This is a genomic window from Siphonobacter sp. SORGH_AS_1065 (assembly GCF_030818595.1).
Taxonomy (GTDB): domain Bacteria; phylum Bacteroidota; class Bacteroidia; order Cytophagales; family Spirosomataceae; genus Siphonobacter.
This window is the reverse complement of record NZ_JAUTAM010000004.1, coordinates 1,593,721-1,620,000: the sequence shown is the minus strand read 5'-3', so window position 1 is coordinate 1,620,000 and position 26,280 is coordinate 1,593,721. Positions and strand designations below refer to the sequence as shown.

At 45.3% G+C, this 26,280-nt stretch carries 21 protein-coding genes and 2 rRNA genes (1 of these 23 only partly in view); 14 read left to right on the top strand and 9 right to left on the bottom strand.

Annotated features, from left to right (window positions below; genetic code table 11):
- The 4 genes from QE390_RS07345 to QE390_RS07330 form a co-directional block, all read left to right on the top strand.
- A 23S ribosomal RNA gene (locus QE390_RS07345) occupies positions 1–2,122 on the top strand; it begins 689 nt to the left of the window's first position.
- A gap of 118 nt (positions 2,123–2,240) precedes the next feature.
- Positions 2,241–2,352, top strand: a 5S ribosomal RNA gene (rrf, locus tag QE390_RS07340).
- Positions 2,353–2,627: 275 nt separating this feature from the next.
- A complete protein-coding gene (locus QE390_RS07335) occupies positions 2,628–3,413 on the top strand; it encodes an SDR family oxidoreductase (RefSeq protein WP_307141650.1) in 786 nt (261 codons plus the stop codon).
- A 3-nt stretch (positions 3,414–3,416) separates the two neighbouring features.
- Positions 3,417–4,328, top strand: coding sequence for an LD-carboxypeptidase (locus QE390_RS07330; protein ID WP_307141649.1), 912 nt, complete (start codon positions 3,417–3,419; stop codon positions 4,326–4,328).
- Here the strand turns inward: QE390_RS07330 and QE390_RS07325 are convergent.
- Positions 4,325–5,200: a geranylgeranylglycerol-phosphate geranylgeranyltransferase gene (locus QE390_RS07325; RefSeq protein ID WP_307141648.1), complete on the bottom strand. Its 876-nt coding sequence runs from the start codon at positions 5,198–5,200 to the stop codon at positions 4,325–4,327. The genes QE390_RS07330 and QE390_RS07325 overlap by 4 nt on opposite strands.
- A gap of 159 nt (positions 5,201–5,359) precedes the next feature.
- On the opposite strand from QE390_RS07325, the gene bshA reads away from it, so the two are divergent.
- The 8 genes from bshA to QE390_RS07285 all read left to right on the top strand — a co-directional run bounded on the left by bshA (position 5,360) and on the right by QE390_RS07285 (position 13,877).
- On the top strand, positions 5,360–6,511 hold the full coding sequence (gene bshA / locus QE390_RS07320) for an N-acetyl-alpha-D-glucosaminyl L-malate synthase BshA (protein ID WP_106637412.1): 1,152 nt from the start codon (positions 5,360–5,362) through the stop codon (positions 6,509–6,511).
- 45 nt (positions 6,512–6,556) lie between these two features.
- Positions 6,557–7,894, top strand: coding sequence for an NAD(P)/FAD-dependent oxidoreductase (locus QE390_RS07315; protein ID WP_106637413.1), 1,338 nt, complete (start codon positions 6,557–6,559; stop codon positions 7,892–7,894).
- A 92-nt stretch (positions 7,895–7,986) separates the two neighbouring features.
- Entirely contained in the window at positions 7,987–8,643 is a 657-nt protein-coding gene (locus QE390_RS07310) for a sterol desaturase family protein (protein ID WP_106637414.1), read from the top strand.
- 128 nt (positions 8,644–8,771) lie between these two features.
- Complete coding sequence (gene recJ / locus QE390_RS07305) at positions 8,772–10,490, top strand: single-stranded-DNA-specific exonuclease RecJ (protein ID WP_307141647.1); 1,719 nt, start codon at positions 8,772–8,774, stop codon at positions 10,488–10,490.
- Positions 10,491–10,520: 30 nt separating this feature from the next.
- Positions 10,521–11,255 (top strand): LPS export ABC transporter ATP-binding protein, encoded by a 735-nt coding sequence (gene lptB / locus QE390_RS07300; protein WP_106637415.1) that lies wholly within the window; start codon positions 10,521–10,523, stop codon positions 11,253–11,255.
- A 385-nt stretch (positions 11,256–11,640) separates the two neighbouring features.
- Positions 11,641–12,798, top strand: a complete 1,158-nt coding sequence (locus QE390_RS07295) for an AIR synthase related protein (protein WP_307141646.1) — start codon at positions 11,641–11,643, stop codon at positions 12,796–12,798.
- Positions 12,799–12,849: 51 nt separating this feature from the next.
- Positions 12,850–13,533, top strand: a complete 684-nt coding sequence (locus QE390_RS07290) for a DUF433 domain-containing protein (protein WP_106637417.1) — start codon at positions 12,850–12,852, stop codon at positions 13,531–13,533.
- On the top strand, positions 13,530–13,877 hold the full coding sequence (locus QE390_RS07285) for a hypothetical protein (RefSeq protein ID WP_307141645.1): 348 nt from the start codon (positions 13,530–13,532) through the stop codon (positions 13,875–13,877). Before QE390_RS07290 ends, QE390_RS07285 begins: the two co-directional genes overlap by 4 nt.
- Here QE390_RS07285 and QE390_RS07280 read toward each other — a convergent pair.
- The 6 genes from QE390_RS07280 to QE390_RS07255 all read right to left on the bottom strand — a co-directional run bounded on the left by QE390_RS07280 (position 13,874) and on the right by QE390_RS07255 (position 21,102).
- On the bottom strand, positions 13,874–15,367 hold the full coding sequence (locus QE390_RS07280; RefSeq protein WP_307141644.1) for a nicotinate phosphoribosyltransferase: 1,494 nt from the start codon (positions 15,365–15,367) through the stop codon (positions 13,874–13,876). The genes QE390_RS07285 and QE390_RS07280 overlap by 4 nt on opposite strands.
- Before the next feature lie 7 nt (positions 15,368–15,374).
- Positions 15,375–16,205 carry a ribose-phosphate diphosphokinase gene (prs, locus tag QE390_RS07275; RefSeq protein ID WP_307141643.1) on the bottom strand — a complete coding sequence of 277 codons (831 nt, stop codon included), beginning with the start codon at positions 16,203–16,205 and terminating at the stop codon, positions 15,375–15,377.
- Between the two features lie 93 nt (positions 16,206–16,298).
- On the bottom strand, positions 16,299–16,997 hold the full coding sequence (locus tag QE390_RS07270) for an NUDIX domain-containing protein (protein WP_106637421.1): 699 nt from the start codon (positions 16,995–16,997) through the stop codon (positions 16,299–16,301).
- Positions 16,998–17,010: 13 nt separating this feature from the next.
- Positions 17,011–17,715: a YjjG family noncanonical pyrimidine nucleotidase gene (locus QE390_RS07265; protein WP_307141642.1), complete on the bottom strand. Its 705-nt coding sequence runs from the start codon at positions 17,713–17,715 to the stop codon at positions 17,011–17,013.
- Positions 17,681–18,304, bottom strand: a complete 624-nt coding sequence (locus QE390_RS07260) for a hypothetical protein (protein ID WP_307141641.1) — start codon at positions 18,302–18,304, stop codon at positions 17,681–17,683. The genes QE390_RS07265 and QE390_RS07260 overlap by 35 nt, the downstream gene beginning before the upstream one ends.
- Before the next feature lie 164 nt (positions 18,305–18,468).
- The gene (locus QE390_RS07255; RefSeq protein ID WP_307141640.1) at positions 18,469–21,102 is read right to left on the bottom strand and encodes a valine--tRNA ligase; all 2,634 of its coding nucleotides are present in this window, start codon (positions 21,100–21,102) and stop codon (positions 18,469–18,471) included.
- A gap of 441 nt (positions 21,103–21,543) precedes the next feature.
- Here QE390_RS07255 and QE390_RS07250 point away from each other — a divergent pair, with 441 nt between their 5' ends.
- Positions 21,544–22,329 (top strand): 1-acyl-sn-glycerol-3-phosphate acyltransferase, encoded by a 786-nt coding sequence (locus QE390_RS07250; RefSeq protein WP_307141639.1) that lies wholly within the window; start codon positions 21,544–21,546, stop codon positions 22,327–22,329.
- A gap of 70 nt (positions 22,330–22,399) precedes the next feature.
- Complete coding sequence (gene gatC / locus QE390_RS07245; RefSeq protein WP_307141638.1) at positions 22,400–22,687, top strand: Asp-tRNA(Asn)/Glu-tRNA(Gln) amidotransferase subunit GatC; 288 nt, start codon at positions 22,400–22,402, stop codon at positions 22,685–22,687.
- Positions 22,688–22,876: 189 nt separating this feature from the next.
- Here the strand turns inward: gatC and QE390_RS07240 are convergent, their stop codons facing one another.
- Both QE390_RS07240 and QE390_RS07235 read right to left on the bottom strand, forming a co-directional pair.
- Positions 22,877–23,656 carry an amidohydrolase gene (locus tag QE390_RS07240; RefSeq protein WP_307141637.1) on the bottom strand — a complete coding sequence of 260 codons (780 nt, stop codon included), beginning with the start codon at positions 23,654–23,656 and terminating at the stop codon, positions 22,877–22,879.
- A gap of 10 nt (positions 23,657–23,666) precedes the next feature.
- Positions 23,667–26,048 (bottom strand): gliding motility-associated C-terminal domain-containing protein, encoded by a 2,382-nt coding sequence (locus QE390_RS07235; RefSeq protein WP_307141636.1) that lies wholly within the window; start codon positions 26,046–26,048, stop codon positions 23,667–23,669.
- Positions 26,049–26,280: the final 232 nt, after the last annotated feature.

Genomic DNA, 26,280 nt, shown 5'->3' with positions numbered 1-26,280 from the left:
GCAGACGCGAAACTTTGTGATCTACCCATGACCAGGTTGAAGTGTCGGTAACACGACATGGAGGACCGAACCAGTTGACGTTGAAAAGTCTTTGGATGAGTTGTGGGTAGGGGTGAAAGGCCAATCAAACTGAGAGATAGCTCGTACTCCCCGAAATGTTTTTAGGAACAGCCTTGGGATAGAGTTATACGGAGGTAAAGCTACCGATAGGACTAGGGGGAGTCAAATCCTACCAAATCCTGACGAACTCTGAATGCCGTATAATATGCCCAGGAGTGAGGGCTGGGGTGCTAAGGTCCCAGTCCGAGAGGGAAAGAACCCAGACCATCCGCTAAGGCCCCTAAATCAGGGCTAAGTTGAACAAAGGAGGTCCGACTGCAGAGACAGCCAGGATGTTAGCTTGGAAGCAGCTATTCATTTAAAGAGTGCGTAACAGCTCACTGGTCGAGCGGGGCGGGCATCGATAATAAACGGGCATCAAGTCTTGTGCCGAAGCGATGGAAGTAGTAATACTTGGTAGGGGAGCATTCTCAGGACGGTGAAGGTGTCGCGGCAAGCGATGCTGGAGTGCTGAGAAAAGCAAATGTAGGGATAAGTAACGATAAGAAAGGTGAGAAACCTTTCCGCCGTAAGGATCAGGATTCCTCAGCTATGCTAATCAACTGAGGGTTAGTCGGGGGCTAAGGGGTTAGCGAAAGCGAAGCTTCGATGCACAGCAGGTTAATATTCCTGCACTTACACTGGTGCGAGACAATGACGGAGCATATGGGTTCCTACGTACGGACGGAAGTGTGCGTGGAGCTGAGCCCGCAAGGGCAAGGCGAAGGGATGAGTATTCTTCCAAGAAAAGTTGTTTAGCTATAGCCAGCTGTAACCCGTACCGTAAACCGACACAGGTATCCGGGTAGAACATACCAAGGCGCTCGAGTGAATCACGGCTAAGGAACTCGGCAAATTAACCCTGTAACTTCGGGATAAGGGGAACCACAGCGATGTGGTCGCAGAGAAATGGCCCAGGCGACTGTTTAACAAAAACACAGGGCTTTGCTAAAACGAAAGTTGACGTATAAGGCCTGACACCTGCCCGGTGCTGGAAGGTTAAGAGGGGATGTTAGTCGCAAGGCGAAGCATTGAATCGAAGCCCCAGTAAACGGCGGCCGTAACTATAACGGTCCTAAGGTAGCGAAATTCCTTGTCGGGTAAGTTCCGACCTGCACGAATGGTGTAACGATCTGGGCACTGTCTCAGCCGTGAGCTCGGTGAAATTGTAGTAGCGGTGAAGATGCCGCTTACCCGCCACGGGACGGAAAGACCCCGTGAACCTTCACTACAGTTTTGCACTGACTTTTGGTAACTGGTGTGTAGGATAGGTGGGAGGCTATGAGTCGGTGTCGCTAGGCATCGAGGAGCCAACGTTGAAATACCACCCTCCGGTTGCTGGGAGTCTAACATTAGATTGGACAATGCATGATGGGTAGTTTGACTGGGGTGGTCGCCTCCAAAAAAGTATCGGAGGCTTTCAAAGGTACCCTCAGCACGCTTGGTAACCGTGCGTAGAGTGCAATCGCAGAAGGGTGCTTGACTGTGAGGCAAACAGGCCGAGCAGGCACGAAAGTGGGAGATAGTGATCCGGCGGTTTCCGAATGGAAGGGCCGTCGCTCAAAGGATAAAAGGTACTCCGGGGATAACAGGCTGATCTCCCCCAAGAGCTCACATCGACGGGGAGGTTTGGCACCTCGATGTCGGCTCGTCACATCCTGGGGCTGGAGAAGGTCCCAAGGGTTCGGCTGTTCGCCGATTAAAGTGGCACGCGAGCTGGGTTCAGAACGTCGTGAGACAGTTCGGTCCCTATCTGTGGTGGGCGTTGGAATTTTGAGAGGGCTTGACCTTAGTACGAGAGGACCGGGTTGAACCGACCGCTGGTAGACCAGTTGTTCCGCCAGGAGCACCGCTGGGTAGCCACGTCGGGTGAAGATAAGCGCTGAAAGCATCTAAGTGCGAAACTTGCCTCAAGATGAGAATTCCTATGAGAGCCGTCAGAGACGATGACGTTGATAGGCTACAGGTCTAAAGTTGGTGACAACAAAGCCGAGTAGTACTAATGCCTCCAAGACTTCTTTTTAAATTAACTTTATTGTTGCTTAGGTATACTTTTCTGTTTTTCACATCACGTTCAAAAGAGGGAACACCTCGATAGGCATCGGAAGCTGACTCTACGGAGATTAGCAACCAAAAGAGCCAATGGCGATCATAGGGCGGGTGTTCACCCCTTCCCATCCCGAACAGGGCCGTTAAGCCCCGCTCCGCCGATGATACTGGGTTTACCCCCGGGAAAGTAGGTAATCGCCTCCCCCTTATAATTCCTAACGACTCCTGCCGGGATGCAGGAGTCGTTTTTTTGCTTCACTCCCTAGCTTAGCTAATCCTATCCTATAACTGTTCACGGGAGCGTAATGCCCATACTTACTGCTTGCGAAATACCAGTCTATCCATATACAATCTAATAACTCTCAAAGCATATACTTAGTATTTTACCTCAGTCTATTCAGTACTCAAAAGTTCTTTTATTCCATTATCCTTTAGGACTCTTTCTTTTAAATTCATAATCTTGTCAAAAATGGATTGTTATGGATTTAGATCTTACTGGAAAAAATGCGTTGGTTGGAGGTAGCACTCAAGGACTCGGCTGGGCTACTGCTGTAGAATTGGCTTTACTCGGAGCTAATGTTACCCTTATTGCTCGTAATGAAAAAAGTCTTCAGTCGAAGGTTTTACTTTTACCTAATTCCGGTGAGCAAACGCATACTTATTTAGTAGCTGATTTTTCTGACTATTTACAAGTAGAAAGTGTAGTCAAGAGTTATCTCCAAACGTCTTCTTTTCATATTCTTATTAACAATACGGGTGGCCCTGCTGGAGGTCCATTGCTAAATGCTTCTCCAGAGGATCTTCAGAAAGCGTTTTCTGCTCATGTTATTTGCAACCAGTTACTGACGCAATTATTAGTACCCGGTATGAAGCAATCAGGATATGGTCGCATTATCAATATTATTTCTACTTCTGTTAAAAGTCCACTTGAAGGATTAGGTGTATCTAATACTGTTCGGGCTGCTGTGGCTAACTGGTCAAAAACTTTGGCTAATGAGCTAGGGCCGTATGGTATTACAGTTAATAATGTTCTTCCCGGATCGACAGATACAGGCCGCCTTGCTTCCATTATTAAAACAAAAGCTCAGACTACTGGTAAATCAGAAGAAGAAGTTCGGCAACAGATGGCTGACGAAATTCCAGCTCGCCGAATTGGTACGCCTGAAGAATTTGGAGCCGCTGCCGCCTTTTTATGTACGCCTGCCGCTTCTTATATTAATGGAATTAATCTGCCCGTAGACGGTGGTCGTTTAGGCTGTTTATAAAATATGTTACAAGATTTCGTCCAACCTGCCTTCTTAAAAAGGGGAGACAAGGTTGCCATTACTGGTTTGGCTAGTAAGATCGATAATGATGTTTACATTAAACCAGCCCTAGAGCTTCTTCATCAGTGGGGGTTAGAAGTTGTAACAGGCCAGTCTTTACATGAAGAATGGTTTGCTTTCGCTGGTACTGATTCCATTCGTCAGAACGATTTTCAAACGTTTCTGGATGATTCTTCTATCAAAGCCATTTTCTCTGCTCGTGGGGGGTATGGTTCTTCACGTTACCTGGACAAAGTTGACTTCACCCGATTCAAAAATGATCCCAAATGGATCATTGGCTTTTCGGATATTACAGCGGTTTTGTCCCATGCATTGACCTTGGGTATTCAAAGTATTCACGGACCTATGCCTAAAACGTTTTTCCAGGATGAAACGGGATCCTCATTGGAGTCGCTTCGCAAGGTATTATTTGGAGAACTTACTAGTTATCAGTTTGAGCCTCATACGCTTAATCGAGTCGGGAATGCCGATGGGATTTTATTTGGAGGAAACCTATGCCTATTAGCTCATCTGATTGGTTCAAAGTCGGACGTGGATACGGCAGGAAAGATATTATTTCTGGAAGATGTCGATGAATACCATTACGCGGTGGATCGATTAATGGTTCAGCTTAAGCGAGCTGGCAAACTGGATCAACTGAAAGGATTATTGATCGGCAGTTTTTCAGATATGAAAGATAATACCGAAGATTTTGGAATGACCCCCTACGAGATCATTCGTCATTGGACCCAGGAATATGATTATCCTATCGCTTTTGGCGTTGGAATCGGTCATGAAGCTAGAAATCTGGCGATGCTCGTGGGCCGACCAGTTAAGTTATGTGTTAATGAAAATTCTGTTGAGCTAAAGTTTTAAACGAGTAACATCGTTAGTACGCCCGCCATCATGATGTATTTACAAAGAGAGCTTAAAAAGGCAAAATCCTGCTTGGTATCAGCGTAGAAAAGTCGATATGCCACAAAGAGGATTGGAATAGAGATAATCATGAAAATATAAGCCAGCGTAGGAGCATGCAACGGTTTAGTCATGGAAAAAAGTGTAAAAAGAAACAAAGCAATCAAGCCCAGCAGAAAATACTTCGTACGTACCAATCCCCAGCGGATGGGTAAGGTTTGACAACCAAAGCTTGCGTCTCCTTTCACATCTTCCATGTCTTTAATGATTTCCCGGATCAATGAAATGGTAAAAGCAAATAGGGCATAGATATATACTTCACGTTCATTAATCTGATAGTGCACGGCCAGAATGATCAAAGAAAGAGCCGTCAAAAAGGCGACCATTAGGTTACCCCAGAAAGGTAATCGTTTGAGGTGATTCGAGTAAATCCAGAGGAAAAAGAACGCACAGGTATTGATTAGAAAAACCTTCTTATCTACTAAACCTCCCGCAGCAATTCCCATAAAATTGAGAAAAAGGTTAATGCCCATAGCCCAGCGTCTTTTCAAATAACGGCCAATGATAACCTGATCGGGTTTGTTAATTAGGTCAATTTTAATGTCATAATAGTCATTGATGATGTAACCCGCCGCCGCAATACAGGTAGTAGAGAAGATTAACCAGAATAAATGTTTATCCCGAAAGCCTTCATACCAGGCTGTTTCCGGGTGAATTAAACAGGCATATACTAAATATTGAGTAATGGCCAGAATGAGTAAATTCGGCCAACGAACCAGACGCAGGAATCCACTAACAATTTGATTATTAGTAGGTTTGGGTTTATGACGCATACCGCGAGTCGCTTGTAATAATTCAGGATAATCTTTTGATACGGAAACAAGTAGCTTAAAAACTATCCAATGTGGATTCAAAATTAATAGACGAGAGTTTGCTTCTACGAAACCAACCCTTAAATCATTCTGTTGTAGCTCTGACTAAATGTTATCACTATGAATATCGGCATTGTGTGCTATCCAACCTTCGGTGGAAGCGGAGTAGTAGCCACTGAGTTAGGAAAAGCACTCGCCAAAAATGGGCATCGCGTTCACTTCATTACCTACAGCCAGCCCCCGAGGTTAGATTTCTTCAATGAAAACGTCTTTTATCACGAAGTTTTTATTCCCTCGTATCCTCTTTTTCAGCACCCGCCCTATGAATTGGCCCTTTCCAGTAAAATGGTTGAAGTGGTCAAAAATCATAACCTGGATTTGCTACATGTGCATTATGCTATTCCGCATGCTTCGGCGGCTTATATGGCCAAACAAATCCTGAAAACGCAAGGCATTCATATTCCTATCATTACTACCCTGCATGGAACAGACATTACTTTAGTTGGTAAAGATCCCTCTTTTGAGCCCGTAGTAACCTTCAGTATTAATGCTTCAGACGGTGTTACAACGGTTTCTGAAAGTTTAAAGCAGGATACTTACGATCAGTTCCCTATTGAACGGGATATTGAAGTAATTCCTAACTTTATTGACCTAGAGCGTTTCCGCAAGCAGAAAAAAGATCACTTCAAGACCGCTATTGCTCCCAATGGCGAAAAAATATTAGTGCACACCTCTAATTTCCGGAAAGTAAAACGCATTGAAGACATCCTTCAAATGTTTGCTATTCTGCGGAAACAGACCTGTGTAAAGTTATTATTAATTGGGGATGGTCCCGAGCGGGTAGGCTTGGAAAAACTGTCCCGTGATCTGGGCATTAGTGCAGATGTCCGTTTCTTGGGTAAGCTTGACGCCATTGAAGAAGTGCTTTCTATTGCCGATATATTTGTCATGCCGTCCGAAAAAGAAAGTTTTGGCTTGGCTGCACTGGAAGCCATGGCTTGTGAAGTGCCGGTTATTTCTTCTGATGCCGGAGGCATTCCTGAAGTGAATATTCCGGGAAAAACGGGCTTTCTTTCAGCTATTGGTGATTACGAAGATATGGCTGAAAAAGCAGCCATTATTCTGCAGGATGATCAATTACCCATTTTCAGAGCTAATGCCTTGGCTCGGGCGAAAGAATTTGACATTAATATTATTCTTCCGCGGTATGAATTTTTCTACGAAAAGATTCTTAAGCAAACCAGTGTATCGGGGTATGAGGTAGCTAAATAGTGGAATAAGCCCTGATTAACAGTATCTTTTTCAACCTATAAGCGTATGCATTATTCAGGTATTCCCAAGACTTCCCAAAAACGGGTAGTAATCATCGGTGCTGGCTTTGGTGGCTTGGCCCTGGCTCGTAAACTAGCCAAATACACCGACATACAAACCGTTTTACTGGATAAGAATAATTTCCATCAGTTTCAGCCACTGTTTTATCAGGTAGCCATGGCGGGGCTGGAGCCTAGTTCTATTGCTTTTCCTTTGCGAAAAGTATTTCAGAGCCTGGCCAATGTTCATATTCGGGTTACGCAGGTTGAACATATTGATACTGATCATCGACTGGTGCATACGTCAACCATGGGTGATATCAGTTACGATTACCTTGTGATTGCGGCGGGAGCGGAGACGAATTTTTTCGGGATGAAGAATATCATTGAGCGGGCCTTACCTATGAAATCCGTGGGAGAAGCTCTGGCTCTGCGAAATCGCATGCTGGAAAACTTCGAACGGGCTTTGATTTCAGATGACATGGACGAACGGCAGGGGTTAATGAATGTCGTCGTCGTGGGGGGCGGGCCTACAGGTGTGGAATTATCTGGGACGCTGGCGGAAATGAAAATGCATATTTTGCCGAAGGATTATCCAGAACTGGATTTCCGGCAAATGCAGATTTACCTGGTGGAATCAGGAGCTGAGTTACTTGGACCTATGTCGCGGGAATCTCAGGTCAAATCGGAGCAGTATCTGAGGAAATTGGGTATTAATGTCATGCTTAATAACCGGGTTACTGATTTTGATGGAAAATTTGTGTATTTACTTGACGGTAACAAACTCCGAACGGATAACCTGGTCTGGACGGCGGGAGTAAAAGCAGCGACTTTTGAAGGAATTCCCAGTGAGGTTTTAGGGAGAGGTGGACGGATGAAGACCAACGAATTTTGTCAGGTAGAAGGTTATGATACTATTTTTGCCATTGGTGACATTGCTTTGGTTTCTGGTGATGATAAATTTCCTAATGGTCACCCACAGTTGGCTCAGCCTGCCATTCAACAGGGAAAACTCTTGGGTGATAATCTGGTAAGGCTATTAAAAAAAGAACCCTTGAAGCCTTATAAATACAAAGATTTAGGCTCAATGGCGACGGTGGGACGGAATCTGGCGGTAGTGGATTTACCCTTCTGGAAATTTCAGGGATTTTTGGCGTGGTTAACCTGGATGTTTGTTCACTTAATGTCCATCGTAGGCGTTAAAAACCGACTTATGATTCTTATCAACTGGGTTTGGAATTACATTACCTACGATCAATCGCTACGATTAATCATCCGATCGAAGGAGCCTGACGTGAAATCCCAGCCCCAGGAAGCCGAGCCTACACCGATCAATCCCTCATAATTCGAAATTTACGGTAGAAAAAAGGGCTTTTGGCCGTACCTTTGCTAGTAATAGTACTACATTTTTCTACACCATTTAGTCTTTGTGTAGCCATGGAACCACAGAAAATTAAGCCGAAAAACAACGGCAGTAAACAACTCTTCGACAATCCAATTCTGGAAGCTTTATCCAGAACGCACATTTCCATTCCAGTCTCCATGTTCTTCATTCTTGGAGGCGTTTTAGGCTGGTATGCATTTACCCATACGGATTTATCCAATTGGGCTATCGGCATTTTGTTCTTCACGGGCGTAATTGCCTTTACTTTTGTTGAATACTGGATGCACCGTAGTGTGTACCACATTGAGCCAACTACCCCGGCTCGGGCGAAGTTTCAGTATACCACGCACGGGGTTCATCACGAATACCCAAAAGATAAAAGCCGCCTGGCGATGCCTCCGATTCTGGCAGCCATCATTGCCGGAACCTTATTCCTGATTTTCTTCCTGATTATGGGTGAAGCGGCCTACGCCTTTTTCCCCGGATTCATCTGGGGTTATGCAGGGTATCTGTTAGTGCATTACTGCGTTCACGCGTATGCTCCTCCCAAGAATTTTCTGAAGCATTTGTGGATTAACCACGCTATTCACCATTATAAAGATGGTAACGTGGTTTTTGGCGTTTCTTCGCCCCTGTGGGATTATGTGTTTAATACCATGGACGATAAGCATCAAAAGAAAGATACAAGTAAGGCGATGGAAACGCTTTAAGTATTTCCTGAACTTTTCATAAGTAACGAGTCGTTCTTTCCCAGAGCGACTCGTTTTGCTATTTAATAGACGGCTTAAAATTTCTAAAAGGCACGATTGCCGTCTGGTTTCTTCGTTATTTTGTACGTATGGTTGAGAAGCGTTGGTCCTATCAGAAACTCCCGGAAACTTCTGAAGATAAACAAACCGTCGAGTCGTTGGCTCAGGCGATTAATGTAAATTCTTTTTTAGCTACGTTGCTCTGGCAGCGGAACATTCGGGAATTTGATAGTGCGAAATCATTTTTCAGACCTCAGCTCAGCGAATTACACGATCCGATGTTAATGAAAGACATGGATCGGGCGGTAGAGCGATTAACACTGGCTCTAAATCGGGGCGAAAAAATTCTGATTTACGGCGATTATGATGTAGATGGAACTACATCCGTAGCCTTATTCTATGGGTATCTGAAAACCTTCTACGATCATCTGGAATTTTACATTCCGGATCGTTACAAAGAGGGCTATGGCGTTCAAAAGCCCGGAATTACTTACGCTGCCGAAAATGGCTTTACACTCATTGTAACACTGGACTGCGGGATCAAATCGGTGGACTTGGTGGCGGAAGCTAAGAATTTAGGCATTGATTTTATCATCTGCGATCACCACCGTCCGGGTGAAGTTATTCCTGAGGCAGAAGCTGTGCTGGATCCCAAACGGGTAGATTGTCCGTACCCATTCAAGGAATTAACAGGATGTGGCGTTGGATTCAAGTTATTACAGGCGTATAATCAATACCATCAAATCCCCACAGAGGGCTTGTTTGAATACCTGGATTTATTGGCTATTAGTATCGCAGCGGACATCGTACCCATTACCGGAGAAAATCGAATTCTGGCTCATTACGGATTAAAACAGCTGAACGCAGCTCCCCGAACGGGCTTACGAACGCTCATTAAGTCGGCATCGCTCAAGCCTCCACTGGATATTACCAATGTTGTGTTTGGAATTAGCCCCCGGATTAATGCGGCAGGCCGTATCAAGCATGCGTATGATGCTGTTAATCTTTTGTTGTGTGAGGACGAAAACGAAGCCGAAGAATTTGCCCGAATTATTAATACTCATAATACCGACCGTCGCCAGTTTGATACCCGAATCACGCAGGAAGCCCTGACGATGATTGAAACAGATGATTGGTTAAAATCAGCAAAGTCTACGGTATTATTTAAGAATGATTGGAATAAAGGAGTAGTAGGAATCGTAGCGAGCCGATGTATTGAACAGTATTATCGACCTACGATTATCCTGACTGAATCCAATGAAAAGGCGGCGGGTTCGGCTCGTTCAGTACCGGGTTTTGATGTGTATGAAGCCATTGAAGCCTGCTCGGATTTACTCGAACAATACGGCGGGCATATGTACGCGGCTGGTTTAACTCTGAAAGTGGAAAACGTTCCGGCTTTCCAACGGCGTTTTGAAGAAGTGGTTTCGCGAAAAATTCAGGAGGAGCATCTAAGTCCACTGGTAGACGTGGATATGAAATTACCTCTTTCGGCCATTAGTGATAAATTTTATGGTATTATTAGTCAAATGGGACCTTTCGGACCCGAAAATATGACGCCGGTGTTTGTAGCTGAACAGGTTCAGCTATACGGTACGCCGAGAATCCTGAAAGAGAAGCATTTGAAAATGGATGTACGTCAAAGCGGATCACAGATCTTTTCCTGTATTGGTTTTGGAATGGCACACTTTTACGAGAAATTGCTGACGGGTCGTCCCTTTGATTTATGCTATCAGGTAGAAATCAACGAATTTCAGGGGAAACGAACTTTACAGTTACAGATTAAGGATATAAAATTCAGCAAGTAAGGGGTAGCCCAATAGCTTAGATATACGAAAATGATTCTTCGCACAGAAAACCTGATTAAGAAATACGGACAGCGGCTTGTCAATGATAATGTGAGTTATCAGGTGGCTCAGGGAGAAATTGTCGGTTTGTTAGGCCCTAATGGAGCTGGTAAGACGACGTCTTTCTACATGGCCACGGGTCTGGTAAAACCTAACAGTGGAAAAGTATATCTGGATAATCTGGATGTAACGAATCTCCCGATGTACAAACGGGCTCGTTTGGGGGTGGGTTACCTGGCTCAGGAGGCTTCCGTTTTCCGTAGTCTGACGGTAGAAGAGAATATTCTGGCCGTGCTGGAACTTCGAGGTGGTATGAACAAAGCCGAGCGGCACGAGAAAATGGAATCGCTACTCGAAGAATTGAGCTTGACGCACGTTCGAAAAAATAAAGGGCAGGTACTATCTGGAGGAGAACGTCGCCGGACCGAAATTGCCCGAAGCTTAGCGGTAGATCCTAAATTCATTCTACTGGATGAACCCTTCGCCGGAGTAGACCCCATTGCCGTAGAAGAGATTCAGGGAATTGTAGCGAAGTTAAAATACCGCAACATTGGGATATTAATCACGGATCACAACGTGGATGAAACCTTATCCATCACTGATCGGGCCTATTTATTATTCGAAGGAAAAATCCTTCGTTCGGGTACGCCAGAAGAACTAGCCGCTGATCCAGTGGTCCGTCGGGTTTACTTAGGAAAGCACTTCGAATTAAAGCGAAAGATTTAAGAAATTATCTTATTCAGCATATGAAGCAATGCCAGCGGAAAAGATGGCATCGACCATACGGAGAGACCTTACTAAATTTAAGCAAATCTTGTGAGTATCCGATGCCAGCTTTTTCACTGGTATCACTAGCTACGCTACCTTAAAGTAACACAAGAACACACAGACAAGATAAAAGACAAAACCGTCCTCCCTTTAACACCAGCAGAAAGCCTGGCAGCATTTATTCAAAGCCCATTCATTGTTATTAACCCTCAAGAGCAATAATGGTACTGAAAAAGGTAATTCAGTTCAACTAATTTTTGAAGAATACCTTCTGCCTATAAAACTCCAAACTCAAAAGCCCAAACGCTAGGCACATTTCACAAAATCGCCCTACCTTTGCACCATGCAAGATCGCTATGCACAGCGGGGCGTTTCGGCCTCCAAAGAAGACGTTCATCAGGCTATTGCCGCTCTCGACAAAGGCCTTTTTCCTAAAGCTTTTTGTAAGATCGTTCCCGATACACTTACGGGCGATCCCGAGTATTGTACCATCATGCACGCCGATGGTGCGGGTACAAAAACTTCCTTGGCTTATTTATACTGGAAAGAAACCGGAGACATCTCGGTCTGGAAGGGTATCGCTCAGGACTCCATCGTAATGAATACCGATGACTTGCTTTGCGTAGGTTGCACGGGTCCTATTCTGCTTTCCAGTTCCATTGACCGAAATAAAAACCGGATTCCCGGCGAAGTAATCGCTCAGATTATTAACGGTACCGAAGAGGTATTAGCCATGCTTCGTGAAAACGGCGTTGAGATTTACTCCACAGGCGGCGAAACCGCTGACGTAGGCGATCTGGTTCGGACCATTACCGTAAACAGTACTGTGGTGGCCCGGATGAAGCGTTCCGATGTGATTTCTAACGATACTATTCAGACGGGTGATGTTGTCGTAGGGTTGGCTTCTTTTGGACAGTCGAACTACGAAGATCAATATAACGGCGGTATGGGCTCTAATGGCCTTACCTCTGCTCGTCACGATGTACTGGATAAATATCTGGCGGCTTTATATCCCGAAAGTTTTGATCCCGAAGTTCCTTCGGATCTGATTTATAGCGGTTCTAAAAAATTAACTGAACCCGTGGAAGGTACGTCTTTAAACGTAGGGCAGTTAATCCTTTCGCCTACGCGTACCTATGCACCGTTTGTCAAGGCTTTATTGGCAGAAATCCGCCCGAATGGCATGGTGCATTGCTCCGGTGGAGCTCAGACGAAGGTGTTACATTTCGTTGATAATGTTCATATTATCAAGGATAACCTTTTCCCAATTCCTCCACTGTTTAAAATGATCCAGCAGGAAAGCGGAACGGCCTGGTCGGAGATGTATAAAGTCTTTAACATGGGTCACCGTTTGGAAGTGTACCTGCCTGAAGCTCAGGCTCAGCGAGTGATTGAGATTGCCCAGTCTTTCGGTATCGAAGCTCAAGTGATTGGCCGGGTGGAAGCGTTTGAAGGAAAACGAGTAACGGTGAAGAGTGAATTTGGCGAGTTTGTTTACTAGCGAAGTCAGCAACACGACGGCAGAGAAGACGCGTAAAGTACCACAGCACCAATGCAAGCAGAAGAAATTCAATCCATAGAGCCCGCTCTGGACATGGGAATTTATACCGTGCCGGATGTTGCTCAGATTCTGAGATTACCGCTCACCCGCGTGCGTCGCTGGCTGGATGAATTTTGGAATGGACGATTATCCAACACGACCAAGGTTTCTTATTCCTGGGGTAAGGGCCGCGAGCGGGTGGTGAACTTTCAGACCCTGATTGAGTTTTACGTGTTTTTTAAATTGCGGGAACTGGGTATTTCAACGGCTAAGATTTTACAGGCCCACGAAGTCAGTTCCAAGCTTTTACAAACGCCATTTCCTTTTGCCTCTTCGTTTTTATTAACCGATAGTAAGACTTTATTCGTCGAAATAGGTAATGAAATACTAATTACGGCAGATGCCCGGCTCCAATACGAGATCAAAGAAGTAATGGAAGGCTTCTGCCGTAAAATTGAATTTGATACCGATAAAGTCGCCGCGAAGTTCTGGCCGTTGGGTAAAGATCGCTCCGTGGTGATTGATCCCCAGAAGCAATTTGGTCAACCTATTATTCAGGGAACCAACATTCTGGCTGAAACCTTACATCGGATTCATCTGGGCGGCGAAGAAGAAAGTACCATTGCCTCTCTGTATCAGATTACTCCTCAGCAGGTAGAAGAAGCCTTGTATTTTATTAACCGTCCTATTCAATGAAGGTCTATCTTGATGAGAATTTAGTACCGTTTTTTCCGGCCCATTTTATGGAAGAACAAAAACTAAGCATTCTTCGCAATGAAGATTCGCTTGCTAAAGTCAAGGGGCTAATCATTTATCCCGAGTTAAACGTCCATCGGACTTCTTCTTTAAAAGCTGTTTTCGCCGGATTGGGGCTGAACGTAGTTTTTGTTTCACTACCGGTAGAAGGCGTCTGGTATCTGGACGAGCCTGAAGTGCGTCAGCGAAAATGGGCTGAGGTTATTAAGAAATGCCGTAAGCAAACGGAATCCTTTGTCTATCGGTGTGATCTGAATGCGAGTCGTTTGCGGAATCTTGCTTAGCAATCGTGCTGGATTAACTGCTGTTTTTCCCGTTGCTTAGCCAATCGTAATCTAATTTCCTGCAAGCTCTGTTCTTTCAGCAATTGGCCGTTTTTGTAAATGGTTTCTAGTAAGCCCGTCATGGCTTCTTCTGCACTGACCTGATCCACCAGTCCTGTTACTATTCCGTTTTCTCCCGTTACTTTCATTAGTCCTTTAGCACTGCGTTTAGTGCCATCATCGGTTTTGGGATCTTTAAAAATGGCCCGACCTTCCCCCTTCACTACCCCATAGGTCGCTTTCATTGCAAAACCGAAGGTATCGCGGGTAACGTATTGATAAGTATAACTGCCGATACCGAAGACGATGTTGGTACTGGCAAATCCCTTATCCGCCAGTTGCTGACAAATGGTCTGACAACGCTCCAGCGTGATACTGTCCCCGTAAATCAGTCCGATATGCGGATCCAAGAGGCGAAACCCTTTTTCGGTTATGTTTCCTCCAAATGTTTCCCAAAGGCATTCGACGGCCCCTTTGTATTCTGGTGTTCCCGGCTCTGCTTGGGGGTCACCACATAGAATCTTTACTGGATCGCCGCTGTCGGGGCGAATAACTACTTTTCCATTTCGACTAATGATGTCTCTTTTAAGCCGAGGCATGAATTCCGTGATTACTTGCCAAAAATCCCAAGTGTCACTAACGATACTTACGACGCCTTGTGGATAAATATCGTTAATGAGCCGTTTGAAGGTATCAATTTCTCCACTTTGCGTACCCATACACATGACGCTATGTTCAGTTGCTGGGACACTGCCGCCCACTAGTTCCCGGTCCACATTTGCTAAATAATAGGTTTCTAGAAAGTCGATGGCTGGAATGGTATCGGTTCCCGTAAAGCTCAGTAAATGGGCTGCTCCGCTCATTTCTGCCGCTTCCAGGCCAGCCATACCCCGAAAACTGAAATCATGCCCCTGCCAGGGAACGAAAGAAGTATCGCCGCCCGTCTTTGCCGCGTATTGTTCCAGAAGGGTTCGGTAATGGAAAGCAGTGGTCGCACTGGTGCAGGGTAACCACAGAATACAGGATAATAGGGTTTCAAGAAAATTGGTTAACCAGAAGAATTCAGGCTTCGTATTCTGAATCGTAAACATCGGAACCCGGAAAGGCGTAAGTGTTCCTTCGGGTAAGGCCCGAATTTCCAGTGGTAAGTAACCCAAGTCGTGCAGGGCTTCGATATGATCGAAAGTAACAGCTCCTTTGCCTAGGTAATTTTCGATACGTCTCTGGTATTTTCGTAGTACTTCTGCTTTCGGCTTTTGAAAGAATTGTTCGTTAAATTCTTCCATCAAATATTTCTTGATAAAGTATTGCATGCCGAAGAAAACGACAGTATCAAAACCATCAAGTCGGCTTTTTCGAGGAGTCAAATTGCTGTAAACCAATTCGGTATCAGTAGGGTATTGACTACGGTGATCTACTTTATATCCGTCAGAAAGATGAATAGGATTCATGGTTGTATTAGTTAAGAAGCGTTGAAGAAAGGGGGATTTGAGTAAGCTCAGGAGTCGCGAAAGTCTGGAAGGAATCGGTGCTGAATATCTGATCGTAATAGGTTTTCAACGCTTCAAATCCCTGGCTGAAAATGCCATGACTTACCACCAGAATTAACGAACCCGCTCCCTGCTGGCGTAAAGCCCTAGCTAATTGCAGAAACGTTGCTCCGCCGTCACAAATGTCATCGACTACCACGCAGGTCTGCCCTTGCAGAGGCGGAGCGTAAATGTGGACATCGCTAAGTTGACCGTTGGCTGGATTACGCTTTTTACTGCACTCGATGTAATCCACGCCCAAATGCTGGGCTATTTTATACGTCTTTTTTAAGGCTCCAGCATCGGGAGAAACCAGTACGTACGAGGTTAGAGAAGCTATACATTGCTCAACAAAAGCCTCATTGGTCATCACTTTTACCCGATCTAACAAGGCTGGAGTAACGTCTGAGTGAGGATCGAAAATAGTTATTTCCTTAAAGTTGAGGTTATTAATCAAATCTGCGTAGACTTTTACAGTTAGAGCTTCGCCTTGTTGCATGCAGCGATCCTGGCGGGCGGCGGGAAAATAGGGTAGAAATAAAGATAAGTCGGTTACGCCCGCTCGCCGCAGAGCATCTACGGCAACAAGTAATAAACCCATATCATTAAAGCTTCGAACCCGAGTGGTAATCAGCACCGATTCGTTCGTTACGGGTTCCAGTAAACGAATATGAGGTTCACCACCATTAAAAGTAAATGCTGCATAAGCAAGGCCAGAACCGTAAGGCTGAAAGGTTTGATCAAGATTAATGACTTTCATATTTGCGTTTATTTTACGCAAATATGAATACGGTAAATAAGCCCTGCAAGAAAAACGCTAAATATTTGTGTAAAAATTACGCAAAATAAAATTCTAGGGAATGTCAAAATAGAATCCATTAAGCTCAAGTTCCTGATAACGGGTAGTATCAAAGCGATAAAGGGAAGCCGGGCGACCACGACCTTCAGAAACTTTATTAGATAGTTCTTCTAAAATTCCGAAGCTAAGCATCTTTTTTCGAAAGTTTCGGCGATCCAAAGGCTGGTTAAGAATGATACTGTAGAGTTTTTCCAACTCTCCGAAGAGGAATTTTTCGGGTAATAAATCAAAGCCAATGGGTTGGTAACGCAGTTTGGAGCGAAGACGCTGGATGGCTTTTTCCAGAATCTGAGCATGATCAAAAGCTAGGGATGGCAATTGGTTAACGTCAAACCATTGAGCATCTATTGCGTCAGTGGAAGCTCGAAGCTCATGATTTCCCGAACGAATGATAGCCATATAGGCCACCGAAACAACTCGAAAGCGAGGATCTCTTTGAGGATTTCCGAAGCTGAAAAGCTGTTCAAGGTAACTAATAGTTAAACCCGTTTCTTCCGAAAGCTCGCGTTCTACGGCCTGTTCGAGACTTTCCTGTTCCGTCACAAAGCCGCCGGGTAAAGCCCATTGATTAATAAAAGGCTCATATTTCCGACGAATTAATAAGACGTGTAATTGCTCGGAATGATAGCCAAAAACAACGGCATCAACCGTCAGACGAATAGTTGGGTCGGGGTATTGGAAAGAATCGGCCATGAAATCAATAGCATTATAACCACTGCTTCAACTCCAGTAATGAACGCAGTTGATAGGTAGCTTCGCAGGGTGGGTAGAGCGATTGCTCGGGACGAAAATACGCCGCGTGCATGCCAACTCCTAATGCTCCGGCTACATCGGCTTCGGGGTTGTCTCCAATCATTAGGGCATCGCCTGCGATGCATCCCGCTTTTTCCATCGCAAAGTGAAACATGGCGGGTTCGGGTTTCTTAGCATTAGCCGTTTTGCTGGTTACCACTTCTTTGAAATAACCCGTTAAACCACTATTGTCCATTTTGGTGTACTGTACATCACCAAAACCATTGGTAATGATGTGCATTTCATACCGGGGAGCCAGGTAGTCAAGTAACTCCAGTGCCCCGGGCAATAAATGGGGTTTGTAGGGGCAACGGGATAAATACCATTCACTCCATTCGTCACAACTGTTATCTTCTTCACAGCCCAGCTGATTGATTACCTGTCTGAAACGACGGTAACGCAGCTCTTCCTGCGAAATCTGGCGACTGTCATGCAAATGCCATAGCTCGGCATTTACCTTATGGAACGTTTCCTGAAAAGCCTGAGCCGTGGGAATACCCCGTTTATGAAGATCAAATGCTTCGAATAATTCTACCAGCGTTTCGTTCGTATTTCGCTCAAAATCCCAAAGAGTATGGTCGAGGTCAAAAAAGAGATGTTTGTAAGCCGTTCTGGGCATTGTTAAATATTTTCTTATCCGTAATCTGCTTACGGTGTTGTTCTAAAAACTCGGTAAATAATTCCAACTCATCCAGTAAAGGCTGAAAATCGTAGGAATCGTAATGGTAACTTTCGGTGTACACGTTCTGGAAATCAGTAATCAAATAATCCAGTTGCTTAATATTCCAGCTCTTCAGCCCGAAGAGGTATAAGTTTTGAAAATGGTGGGCAAACTTGGGAGCCTGATAACGGGCGGTGGTTTTAATGTCAATCGCCCGATCACCCCCAACCACATCTACCATGCCGTAAAACTCCACGTCTTTAATGGCTGTGCGAACGAAAAACTGGGTTTTATACCGCATGGGTAACTGCTTCCGCATGGTTTGAATAATCTCCGTTGGAAACTGTTCTTCACCACGACCAGAAATCAGGGCCGTTTCGAAATTAACCCCTCGCTGTTGAGCAGGTGTGGGTGGTTGCGGAACCCGATTAATCCGATCCAGTAACTCCTGTTCGCTTACGTATAACTCTCCATTTGCATTTCGTGCTTCGTGATGAAACAGCGAAAATGTCTGAATGAGGGTGGGGTATAAGCGGTATTTGATCATTGATGATTGGACTACGGTTTTAGCCTTACTAATCTATCCTATAAAAGTAATGCCGCGGCAAGTGAGTTGATGGTTTGGGGAGGAGTATGGATAAAAATAAAACATCCCGGAAGGTTAACCTTCCGGGATGCAAAACCTATGAACTACTAACTATCAACCAATCACTAGGAAAGATTTGCCAATGCTTCACGAAGAGCCACGATTTTCGACTCTGCATCTGCTTTTTTCTGACGTTCTTTTTCTACAATTTCCGGTTTTGCATTCGCGACGAAACGTTCATTGGAAAGCTTGGCATCCACCGATTTCATAAAACCTTCGTTATACTCGATTTCCTTGGTTAATCGTTCGCGTTCGGCTTCAACGTCGATTTTCTCCCCTAGAGCGATGAAGATTTTATCAGTTTTAATCAGAAATGGTGAAACGCCTGCCACATCTTCAGTTACGAATTCTATGGGAGTGGTATTTGCTAATTTCTGAATAATGGGGTCAATCTTCTGATACCGATCCCCATGCTCCGTACGAACGGCAAGAGGTAAGGTTTCTTTCGGCGAAAGACCTTTTGAGTTACGGGTTTCCCGGACTTTGGTTACTACTTCAAAAAGCGTATCAAAATCTGCTACAATGGCTGGATCAATAGTACCTACGGTGGGGTAATCCGCCCGGCAGAGGCTTTCTCCTTCGGCACGTTCCCGCAGACTTTGCCAGATTTCTTCGGTAATAAACGGCATGAATGGGTGCATCAGGGCCATTAGTTTTTCGAAGAAAGCAACGGTCGTTTCGTAAGTTTCTGCATCAATGGGCTTACCGAACTCAGGCTTGATAATCTCCAGATAGTTCGAGCAGAATTCATCCCAGATCAGCTTATAAGCGGCATGCAGAGCGTCCGAAATACGAAATTTGCTAAAATGATCCAGAATTTCGGCCAGCGTTGCGTTCAACTTTGACTCAAACCAGGCAAAGGCTTGTTGATTCGAAGCGGGAGCTGATTCCGTAGAAATTTCCCAGCCTTTAATCAGACGGAAGGCATTCCATACTTTATTACAGAAATTCCGGCCCTGTTCGCAAAGCTTTTCATCGAATAATAAATCGTTACCCGCCGGAGCTGAGAATAACAGACCTGTCCGAACGCCATCAGCACCGAATTTGGCAATCAAATCCAGCGGATCAGGGGAGTTCCCCAGCGATTTGGACATCTTCCGTCCTTTCGCATCGCGTACAATACCCGTCAGGTAAACGTTTTTGAACGGACGCTCGCCCATGAACTCATAACCCGCCATGATCATCCGGGCTACCCAGAAGAACAGAATGTCGGGACCCGTAACCAGATCGCTGGTGGGATAATAGAATTTAATATCCTCGTTATTAGGGTCTGACAAAGCATCAAATACACCAAAAGGCCACAGCCAGGACGAGAACCAGGTGTCCAGTACATCGGGATCTTGCTCTAAATCCTGTTCCGTAAGAGCAAAAAGCTGCATTTCGTGCTGAGCTTTCCGCAGAGCTTCGCGTTTATTTTTGGCTACGATGATGGTACCATCCTGTAGGTAGAACGCCGGAATCTGCTGCCCCCACCAAAGCTGACGAGAAATACACCAGTCGCGGATATTCTCCATCCACACCCGGTAGGTATTCTTGAACTTAGCCGGAATCAGGGCTACTTCATCGTTCATGACGGAATCCAAGGCTGGTTTGGCCATGTCGTCCATTTTCAACCACCACTGCATGGATAGCTTGGGTTCGATAACGGCTCCCGTACGCTCGGACGTTCCTACGTTGGATTTATACTCTTCGATTTTCTCCAGGTAACCCTTTTCTTCGAGCTCCTTGATAATGGCTTTGCGGGCCGCAAAACGATCCATCCCTACGAAGAGCTGAGCTTTTTCGTTGAGCGTTCCGTCGTCACTAAGAATATCAATGACGGGCAGACGGTGTTTCTGACCGAGTTCGTAGTCATTTAAATCGTGGGCGGGCGTTACTTTTAAAGCTCCCGTTCCGAAATCCATCGTTACGTATTCATCCAGAATGATCGGAATTTCGCGGTCAATCAAAGGAATGCGAACTTTCTTGCCGTGCAGGTGCGTATAACGCTCATCCTCAGGGTGAACGCAGATGGCCGCATCAGCCATGATCGTCTCGGGACGAACGGTGGCAATGGTAATAGAAGTGCCTTCTTCACCCACAACGGGATACTGAATGTGAACAAACTTCGATTGTACTTCCTTGAAGATTACCTCTTCATCCGATAAGGCCGTTTTTCCCTGAGGGTCCCAGTTTACCATCCGAACGCCACGGTAAATCAGGCCTTTATTATACAAACGAACGAAAACGTCAATTACCGACTCGTAATACTTCTCATCCATGGTAAACCGCGTACGATCCCAATCACAGGAAGCTCCGAGTTTTTTTAATTGCTCGAGAATAATACCGCCGTATTTGTCCTTCCACTCAAACGCATAGGAAAGAAATTCATCGCGGCTGAGATCCGTCTTGGCAATTCCCCGCTCCTTGAGCATGGCAACGACTTTCGCTTCCGTAGCAATGGAAGCGTGATCCGTACCGGCTACCCACACCGCCTCTTTGCCTTCCATGCGAGCTTTGCGGACCAGAATATCCTGAATGGTATTGTTAAGCATGTGACCCATGTGCAAAACGCCAGTGACGTTTGGTGGAGGAATCACGACCGTATAAGGCTCTTTTTCAGGATTAGGCTTGGACGCAAAAAGCTTGTGCTGGAGCCAGTAGGCATAGCACTTGTCTTCAACCTCGTTGGGTGAATACGTTTTAGAAATCGTGCTCATGGTAGTCATCTTTCGGGGAAAATCGCCCTAAACAGAAATTGGAATGCAAAGATAGGTAATAGAAAGCCGTGGCGGTAATAGCTAGCGTATTTGACCCACTACCAGCGAGTAGTTGACGGCCTATTAATTCAATCTGACTAATAACTAATCGTACCCTCGTGTCCGCTGTCAGCTTTTTCGTTGGCAGCTACTTATCATGAGATTCTGTTTAGGATAAAGGTTAGAGTGATGCTGCCAGCGAAAAGCTGGCAGCGGACAATCTACCTTCTATCAATCAGAGGCATTCTTTTGGGATTGTATGAAATCATAACACATTTTATACAATCCCTAGTTCGGAAAAACGTGATTTGAAGGCAGATGCATTATTTTTGTGAACTAGCCCATGGCTGAACCCCAGTCATGAGAGCACCTAACCATTCATTTACCTAGTTTCAACGCCACATGAGTCGTTTTTTCGTGAATGTTTATTCCATTTGGGCGGCCTTCTGGTTTGTATTTACGTTCCTGTTGATATTTCCGTTTCAGTTTATCTTTCTACAAAAAGAAGCCTGGAAACCCATGGCTCACCGGTGTAATCGGGTATGGGCTCATTTATTTTTTCCGCTGGTCGGAATGCCTATTCGGGTGCGTTATGAAGCGGAGAAACCCGATCCCAATCAGGCGTATGTTTTTGCGGCGAATCACTTTTCATACCTGGATGTAGCCTCTATGATGTTGATTGTGGATACGTATTTCGCTTTTCTGGGCAAAGATGTCTTGAAGAAAGCTCCTTTGTTTGGCTATATGTTTTCGAAACTCCACATTCAGGTAGACCGCAATGATCCCAAAAGTCGTTCGAAATCTTTACAGCGATCGTATCGGGCACTGGAGTCGGGGAGAAGCATGGTGATTTACCCCGAAGGGGGTATCCGTACGAGTAATCCGCCGCAAATGCATCCTTCCTTTAAAGACGGAGCCTTTCGCATGGCGATTCGGGAGCAGGTACCTTTGATTCCGATTTCGTTACTGAACAACTATCAGTTATTACCCGATAAGAAAAACATGCGTCTGTACCCCGGGTCGGTGAAAGCGGTGATTCATAAACCCATCGAAACGAAAGGGATGACAGAGGCAGATGTGGAAAACTTACGGCAGCAGGTATTTGATATCATCCAAAAAACCTTGGACGAATACACCGCTAATCCAAAGGCCCACCAAAATGAATTCAAACGACTGACGGTGATTTAGCGTATTTTTTGCCACCACGGACTATTGCAAAGACATTGAAAACTCTAAACCCCAAACCCCAAACACTAGCATGCAGGTCGAAAAAGATACCCTTCATAAAATTGCCAAGCTGGCCCGTTTAAGCATCATTCCTGAGGAGGAAGAAAAGCTGACTAATACCCTAAGCAGTGTATTAACCTGGATGGAACAATTAAATGAGCTAGATACTTCCAACGTAGAACCCTTAACGCACATGACACTGGAAGTGAATGCTTTACGGGAAGATAAAGCTCTGCAAACCATTACGCATGAGCAAGGCTTATGGAATGCTCCCAAGCGGGATGAAAACTACTTTCGGGTACCAAAAGTATTGGAATAACCGAACAATTGTAGAGACGCGACTTCATCGCGTCTGGGTAGAGGCAGTTTGGTTACTCCTGCCATGGCTGGTGTCTTCACCAGCCATTACTAAGCATAATGGTTGGTGAGGACACCAACCATGGCGGATGGTATAATATTAAATGATTTTCATTTCCCGGTCAGACGCGATGAAGTCGCGTCTTTACATTCAAAAAATCTGGAACTTATCACCATCCAGCGATACCGGAAACTTTTCCCGAAATGTGGATAACTCCTCGTAGTTGATCGTGTGAGTGTGGATAAGTGCATTGGATTGTGGATAACTTATCCACTCCCCACGGGAGTTAATTAATCCAGATGCTCCCGAGTGAGCCAAACCGTTACCATCTTCACCAATGCGGTTAACTCCGACTACATAGCACTGATTTTCAATGGCTCGGGCCGTTAACAGACTTTTCCACACGGATTCCCGAACGGCGGGCCAATTGGCGGTATAAATCAATACGTCATACTGGTTATCCACATTTCGACTCCATACCGGAAATCGCAGATCATAACAAATCAGCGGGCAGATATTCCAGCCTTTCCAGTTCTTAATAATCCGTCGATTACCTGCTGTGTAGACTTCGTGCTCATTACCCATACGGAACAAGTGCCGCTTGTCGTAATAATCATACGTTCCATCGGGCTGCATCCAGACCAGACGGTTATAATACTTCCCATTTTCCTGCACTATAAAACTTCCCGTTACCACCGCCTGATACTGAGCAGCTATTTGCTTCATCCAGCGAGTTGTCGTCAGGTTCATGACCTCCGCCACTGGGGCCGGATTCATGGTGAAACCCGTGGTGAACATTTCGGGCAAAACAATCAAGTCCGTAGGTTCGGTTAGTTCAGAAAGCATTTCTTCAAACATCGCCCGATTGGCCGTGGGGTTTTCCCAATGCAAATCCGCCTGAACGAGCGTAACGGTAAGAGGAGCAGTCATAAAACAGAAATTAATACACAATCGTTAGTGAGCCGCTGATCGTTGGGCGACCATTGTTCGGCTTAATGACGTAATAATAAGTAGCAACAGGCAATTTTTTTCCCTGGTAGGTTCCGTCAAAAGTAGTGCGGTAGCCTTTGGAAAAAAACAACTCCGTACCCCAGCGATTAAAAATCTGTACTTCGGCATTGGGGTAATATTCAATGCCCGGCATTTCCCAGGTATCATTCTTGCCATCGCCGTTTGGGGTAATACCATTGGGAATAGTAATGGGTTCCCACACCGTTACCAGAATATCATCCTGCACTTCGCAACCCGTATTGGTTGTAACTTTTAGGGTATAACGAGTACTCTGCGTGGGCGAAGCTGTTGGATTTTTAATAGTGTTGGAACTTAAACCTGTGGGCGGCGTCCATGCAAAAGACAGATTGTCATCACATTGGGGTTGAAGAACAATGGATCCTCCCCGAATAAAGCCTACCTCTTCTGGCAACATCAAGCGTGGAGCAGGAGAAACAACGGCAGTTTGCTGGGCCATAGCCTTGCATCCATAGGCGTTCGTAATTGTATAAGTGATGGGGAAAGAACCTATGCCTGCTTGTGAGGGATCAAATTCGTTACCCACTACGCCGGGACCAGAAAAAATACCTCCTGCGGGCGTTCCTACCAGTGTAAGACGAGTCATATTACTCTGGCATATCGAAGGAATGGGTTGCAAACTTGCCGTAGCTTCCGGGTTCAGATGAACATCAAAGGCTGTAGACGTAGCTGAGCAGGAACCCACTTTAACTTCGAACGTATAAAGCCCGGAAGCTTTCACGATTTGACGATTTTGAGTCGCCCCACTAATGGGCTGACCATTTAAGAACCACTGATACGTGTAACCTGTACCCGTAGCTGCCACAAGAGCTACAGAATCAGAGGCACAAAATTGACTGGAGCTGGGTAACGAACTAAATTCAGCTTGGGGTGTAGGATAGATTTCAACCTGTTTCGATGGTGTATAGGTACAAAAATCATCCAGATTCTGGATACGAACGGAATATAAACCAGATTGCGTTACCGACAGAGAAGAATTGGTCTGTGAAAGCGTTTGCCCGTCTTTTGACCAGGCATAGCTATAATTACCCGTTGCGGTGGATAGCACGATTTGCTGGGACTCACAGGCAGGCAGGGGCACATTAGCCAAAATGTCTGGTCCGGCTCCGGTTTTTAGAATCAGGGTTACGGGTTCGGAGGTTTTAGAAGCGGAACAAACCGTGGTAGAGCTAATAACTACTTGATACACTCCCGGTGAATTAGCCTGATAAATGTTAGTAGTAGCTCCGGGAATGTTGATGCCCTCTTTCTGCCACTGATAAGAAGCATCTGCTACTGGCTGTACGGCTAATTCAAGAAAGCCGTCTTCACAGACTTGCAGTTCTCGAACAGGGTTATTGGGATTATCCCTGAGCGTAATTACCGGATCGGGCAGGGTGTTATCAGGGCAATCCACGACCAATAACTGAAAATCCCGCAAAACGGAGCCAATTTTTTGTCCGTTACGGTATTCATCCACCTGTACTGTAAAGGCGAAAAGTCCCCGTTGGCTGGCGGTGACACTTAAAACGCCTGTAGCAGGATCCACACGTAAAGCCGGATTGCCTGGAATGGCTAGATTTTCATTAAAGCCATCCGCCCATTGAATAGGAGGATAGGGGCTTGCTCGGGGAAGTGAAGGATTAGGGTTTAATGCCGTAGAATACCCCATAGCAGGCGTAATTAGCGAATAACGAAGTTCATCCCCATCGGCATCTGTTGCTCCAAAATTGACGCTGAAAGGTTTGTTTACACAAATGTATTCGCCATTAGGGCTTCTGAAAACGGGTGAAGAATTAAGGAACGGCTGCCCGTTTCGAATCAAGGCCGGAAACTCCATATAAAAAACCATCCCGGATCGACCCGGAGCCGTAATGTTGTCAGTAGCCGTATTGCGGCAGCAGCGTTCCAGAGCAATATAATAGCCCTGAGGGTCGCCATAATCAGCCGGTGCTAAATCAATGGATGCTGCATACCGAACAATGGAGGTTTTCAAGCCACGGGCTTCGGCACAACTGGGGTTGGAATACTGAAGAGGCGTAATGGATTCCTGATAAAGCCGTATATTTCCATTAAACGCATTCATTCGCTGGTTATCGCTTTTTCTAAAAATAGAAACTACAAATGAAGCTTCTTTGCCCGTATTACTTCCCCCGATTTCGTCAAAAAACAGATTGACGTACAAATTGTATTTTCCCGGCGTAGTCCCCGTAGCTACCATTTCAAAATTACCTCCCACAATGTGATTGGCTCGACCCTGGCGAGTGGTGAGTAGGAGGAAACAAGCAAAAAGGAAGGTAAAAAAGTATTTCATACGCACGGATTCAAGTCAACGTATCAGAAGAACGTATCAGCGTATACTTCATTTTGTAACAGGGAATAATTTCGGGAAAATGCGATGAAATGAAGTTAACGTAACAAAGTATCTAAGTTTTATGTGTCCTGGGCTATTTAGGGAAGTATTTATCCATGGAGCCTGGCTATTTTGAATCCAAAAGCCGATCCAAATTGTATTTTTGTACAAGGTAGAAAGAAACGTATCCGCT

Excerpts from the sequence above, each read along its gene's own strand:
- QE390_RS07335 (WP_307141650.1), top strand. The coding sequence starts at position 2,628 with ATGGATTTAGATCTTACTGGAAAAAATGCGTTGGTTGGAGGTAGCACT.
- QE390_RS07330 (WP_307141649.1), top strand. The coding sequence starts at position 3,417 with ATGTTACAAGATTTCGTCCAACCTGCCTTCTTAAAAAGGGGAGACAAG.
- QE390_RS07325 (WP_307141648.1), bottom strand. The coding sequence starts at position 5,200 with ATGCGTCATAAACCCAAACCTACTAATAATCAAATTGTTAGTGGATTC.
- bshA (WP_106637412.1), top strand. The coding sequence starts at position 5,360 with ATGAATATCGGCATTGTGTGCTATCCAACCTTCGGTGGAAGCGGAGTA.
- QE390_RS07315 (WP_106637413.1), top strand. The coding sequence starts at position 6,557 with ATGCATTATTCAGGTATTCCCAAGACTTCCCAAAAACGGGTAGTAATC.
- QE390_RS07310 (WP_106637414.1), top strand. The coding sequence starts at position 7,987 with ATGGAACCACAGAAAATTAAGCCGAAAAACAACGGCAGTAAACAACTC.
- recJ (WP_307141647.1), top strand. The coding sequence starts at position 8,772 with ATGGTTGAGAAGCGTTGGTCCTATCAGAAACTCCCGGAAACTTCTGAA.
- lptB (WP_106637415.1), top strand. The coding sequence starts at position 10,521 with ATGATTCTTCGCACAGAAAACCTGATTAAGAAATACGGACAGCGGCTT.
- QE390_RS07295 (WP_307141646.1), top strand. The coding sequence starts at position 11,641 with ATGCAAGATCGCTATGCACAGCGGGGCGTTTCGGCCTCCAAAGAAGAC.
- QE390_RS07290 (WP_106637417.1), top strand. The coding sequence starts at position 12,850 with ATGCAAGCAGAAGAAATTCAATCCATAGAGCCCGCTCTGGACATGGGA.
- QE390_RS07285 (WP_307141645.1), top strand. The coding sequence starts at position 13,530 with ATGAAGGTCTATCTTGATGAGAATTTAGTACCGTTTTTTCCGGCCCAT.
- QE390_RS07280 (WP_307141644.1), bottom strand. The coding sequence starts at position 15,367 with ATGAATCCTATTCATCTTTCTGACGGATATAAAGTAGATCACCGTAGT.
- prs (WP_307141643.1), bottom strand. The coding sequence starts at position 16,205 with ATGAAAGTCATTAATCTTGATCAAACCTTTCAGCCTTACGGTTCTGGC.
- QE390_RS07270 (WP_106637421.1), bottom strand. The coding sequence starts at position 16,997 with ATGGCCGATTCTTTCCAATACCCCGACCCAACTATTCGTCTGACGGTT.
- QE390_RS07265 (WP_307141642.1), bottom strand. The coding sequence starts at position 17,715 with ATGCCCAGAACGGCTTACAAACATCTCTTTTTTGACCTCGACCATACT.
- QE390_RS07260 (WP_307141641.1), bottom strand. The coding sequence starts at position 18,304 with ATGATCAAATACCGCTTATACCCCACCCTCATTCAGACATTTTCGCTG.
- QE390_RS07255 (WP_307141640.1), bottom strand. The coding sequence starts at position 21,102 with ATGAGCACGATTTCTAAAACGTATTCACCCAACGAGGTTGAAGACAAG.
- QE390_RS07250 (WP_307141639.1), top strand. The coding sequence starts at position 21,544 with ATGAGTCGTTTTTTCGTGAATGTTTATTCCATTTGGGCGGCCTTCTGG.
- gatC (WP_307141638.1), top strand. The coding sequence starts at position 22,400 with ATGCAGGTCGAAAAAGATACCCTTCATAAAATTGCCAAGCTGGCCCGT.
- QE390_RS07240 (WP_307141637.1), bottom strand. The coding sequence starts at position 23,656 with ATGACTGCTCCTCTTACCGTTACGCTCGTTCAGGCGGATTTGCATTGG.
- QE390_RS07235 (WP_307141636.1), bottom strand. The coding sequence starts at position 26,048 with ATGAAATACTTTTTTACCTTCCTTTTTGCTTGTTTCCTCCTACTCACC.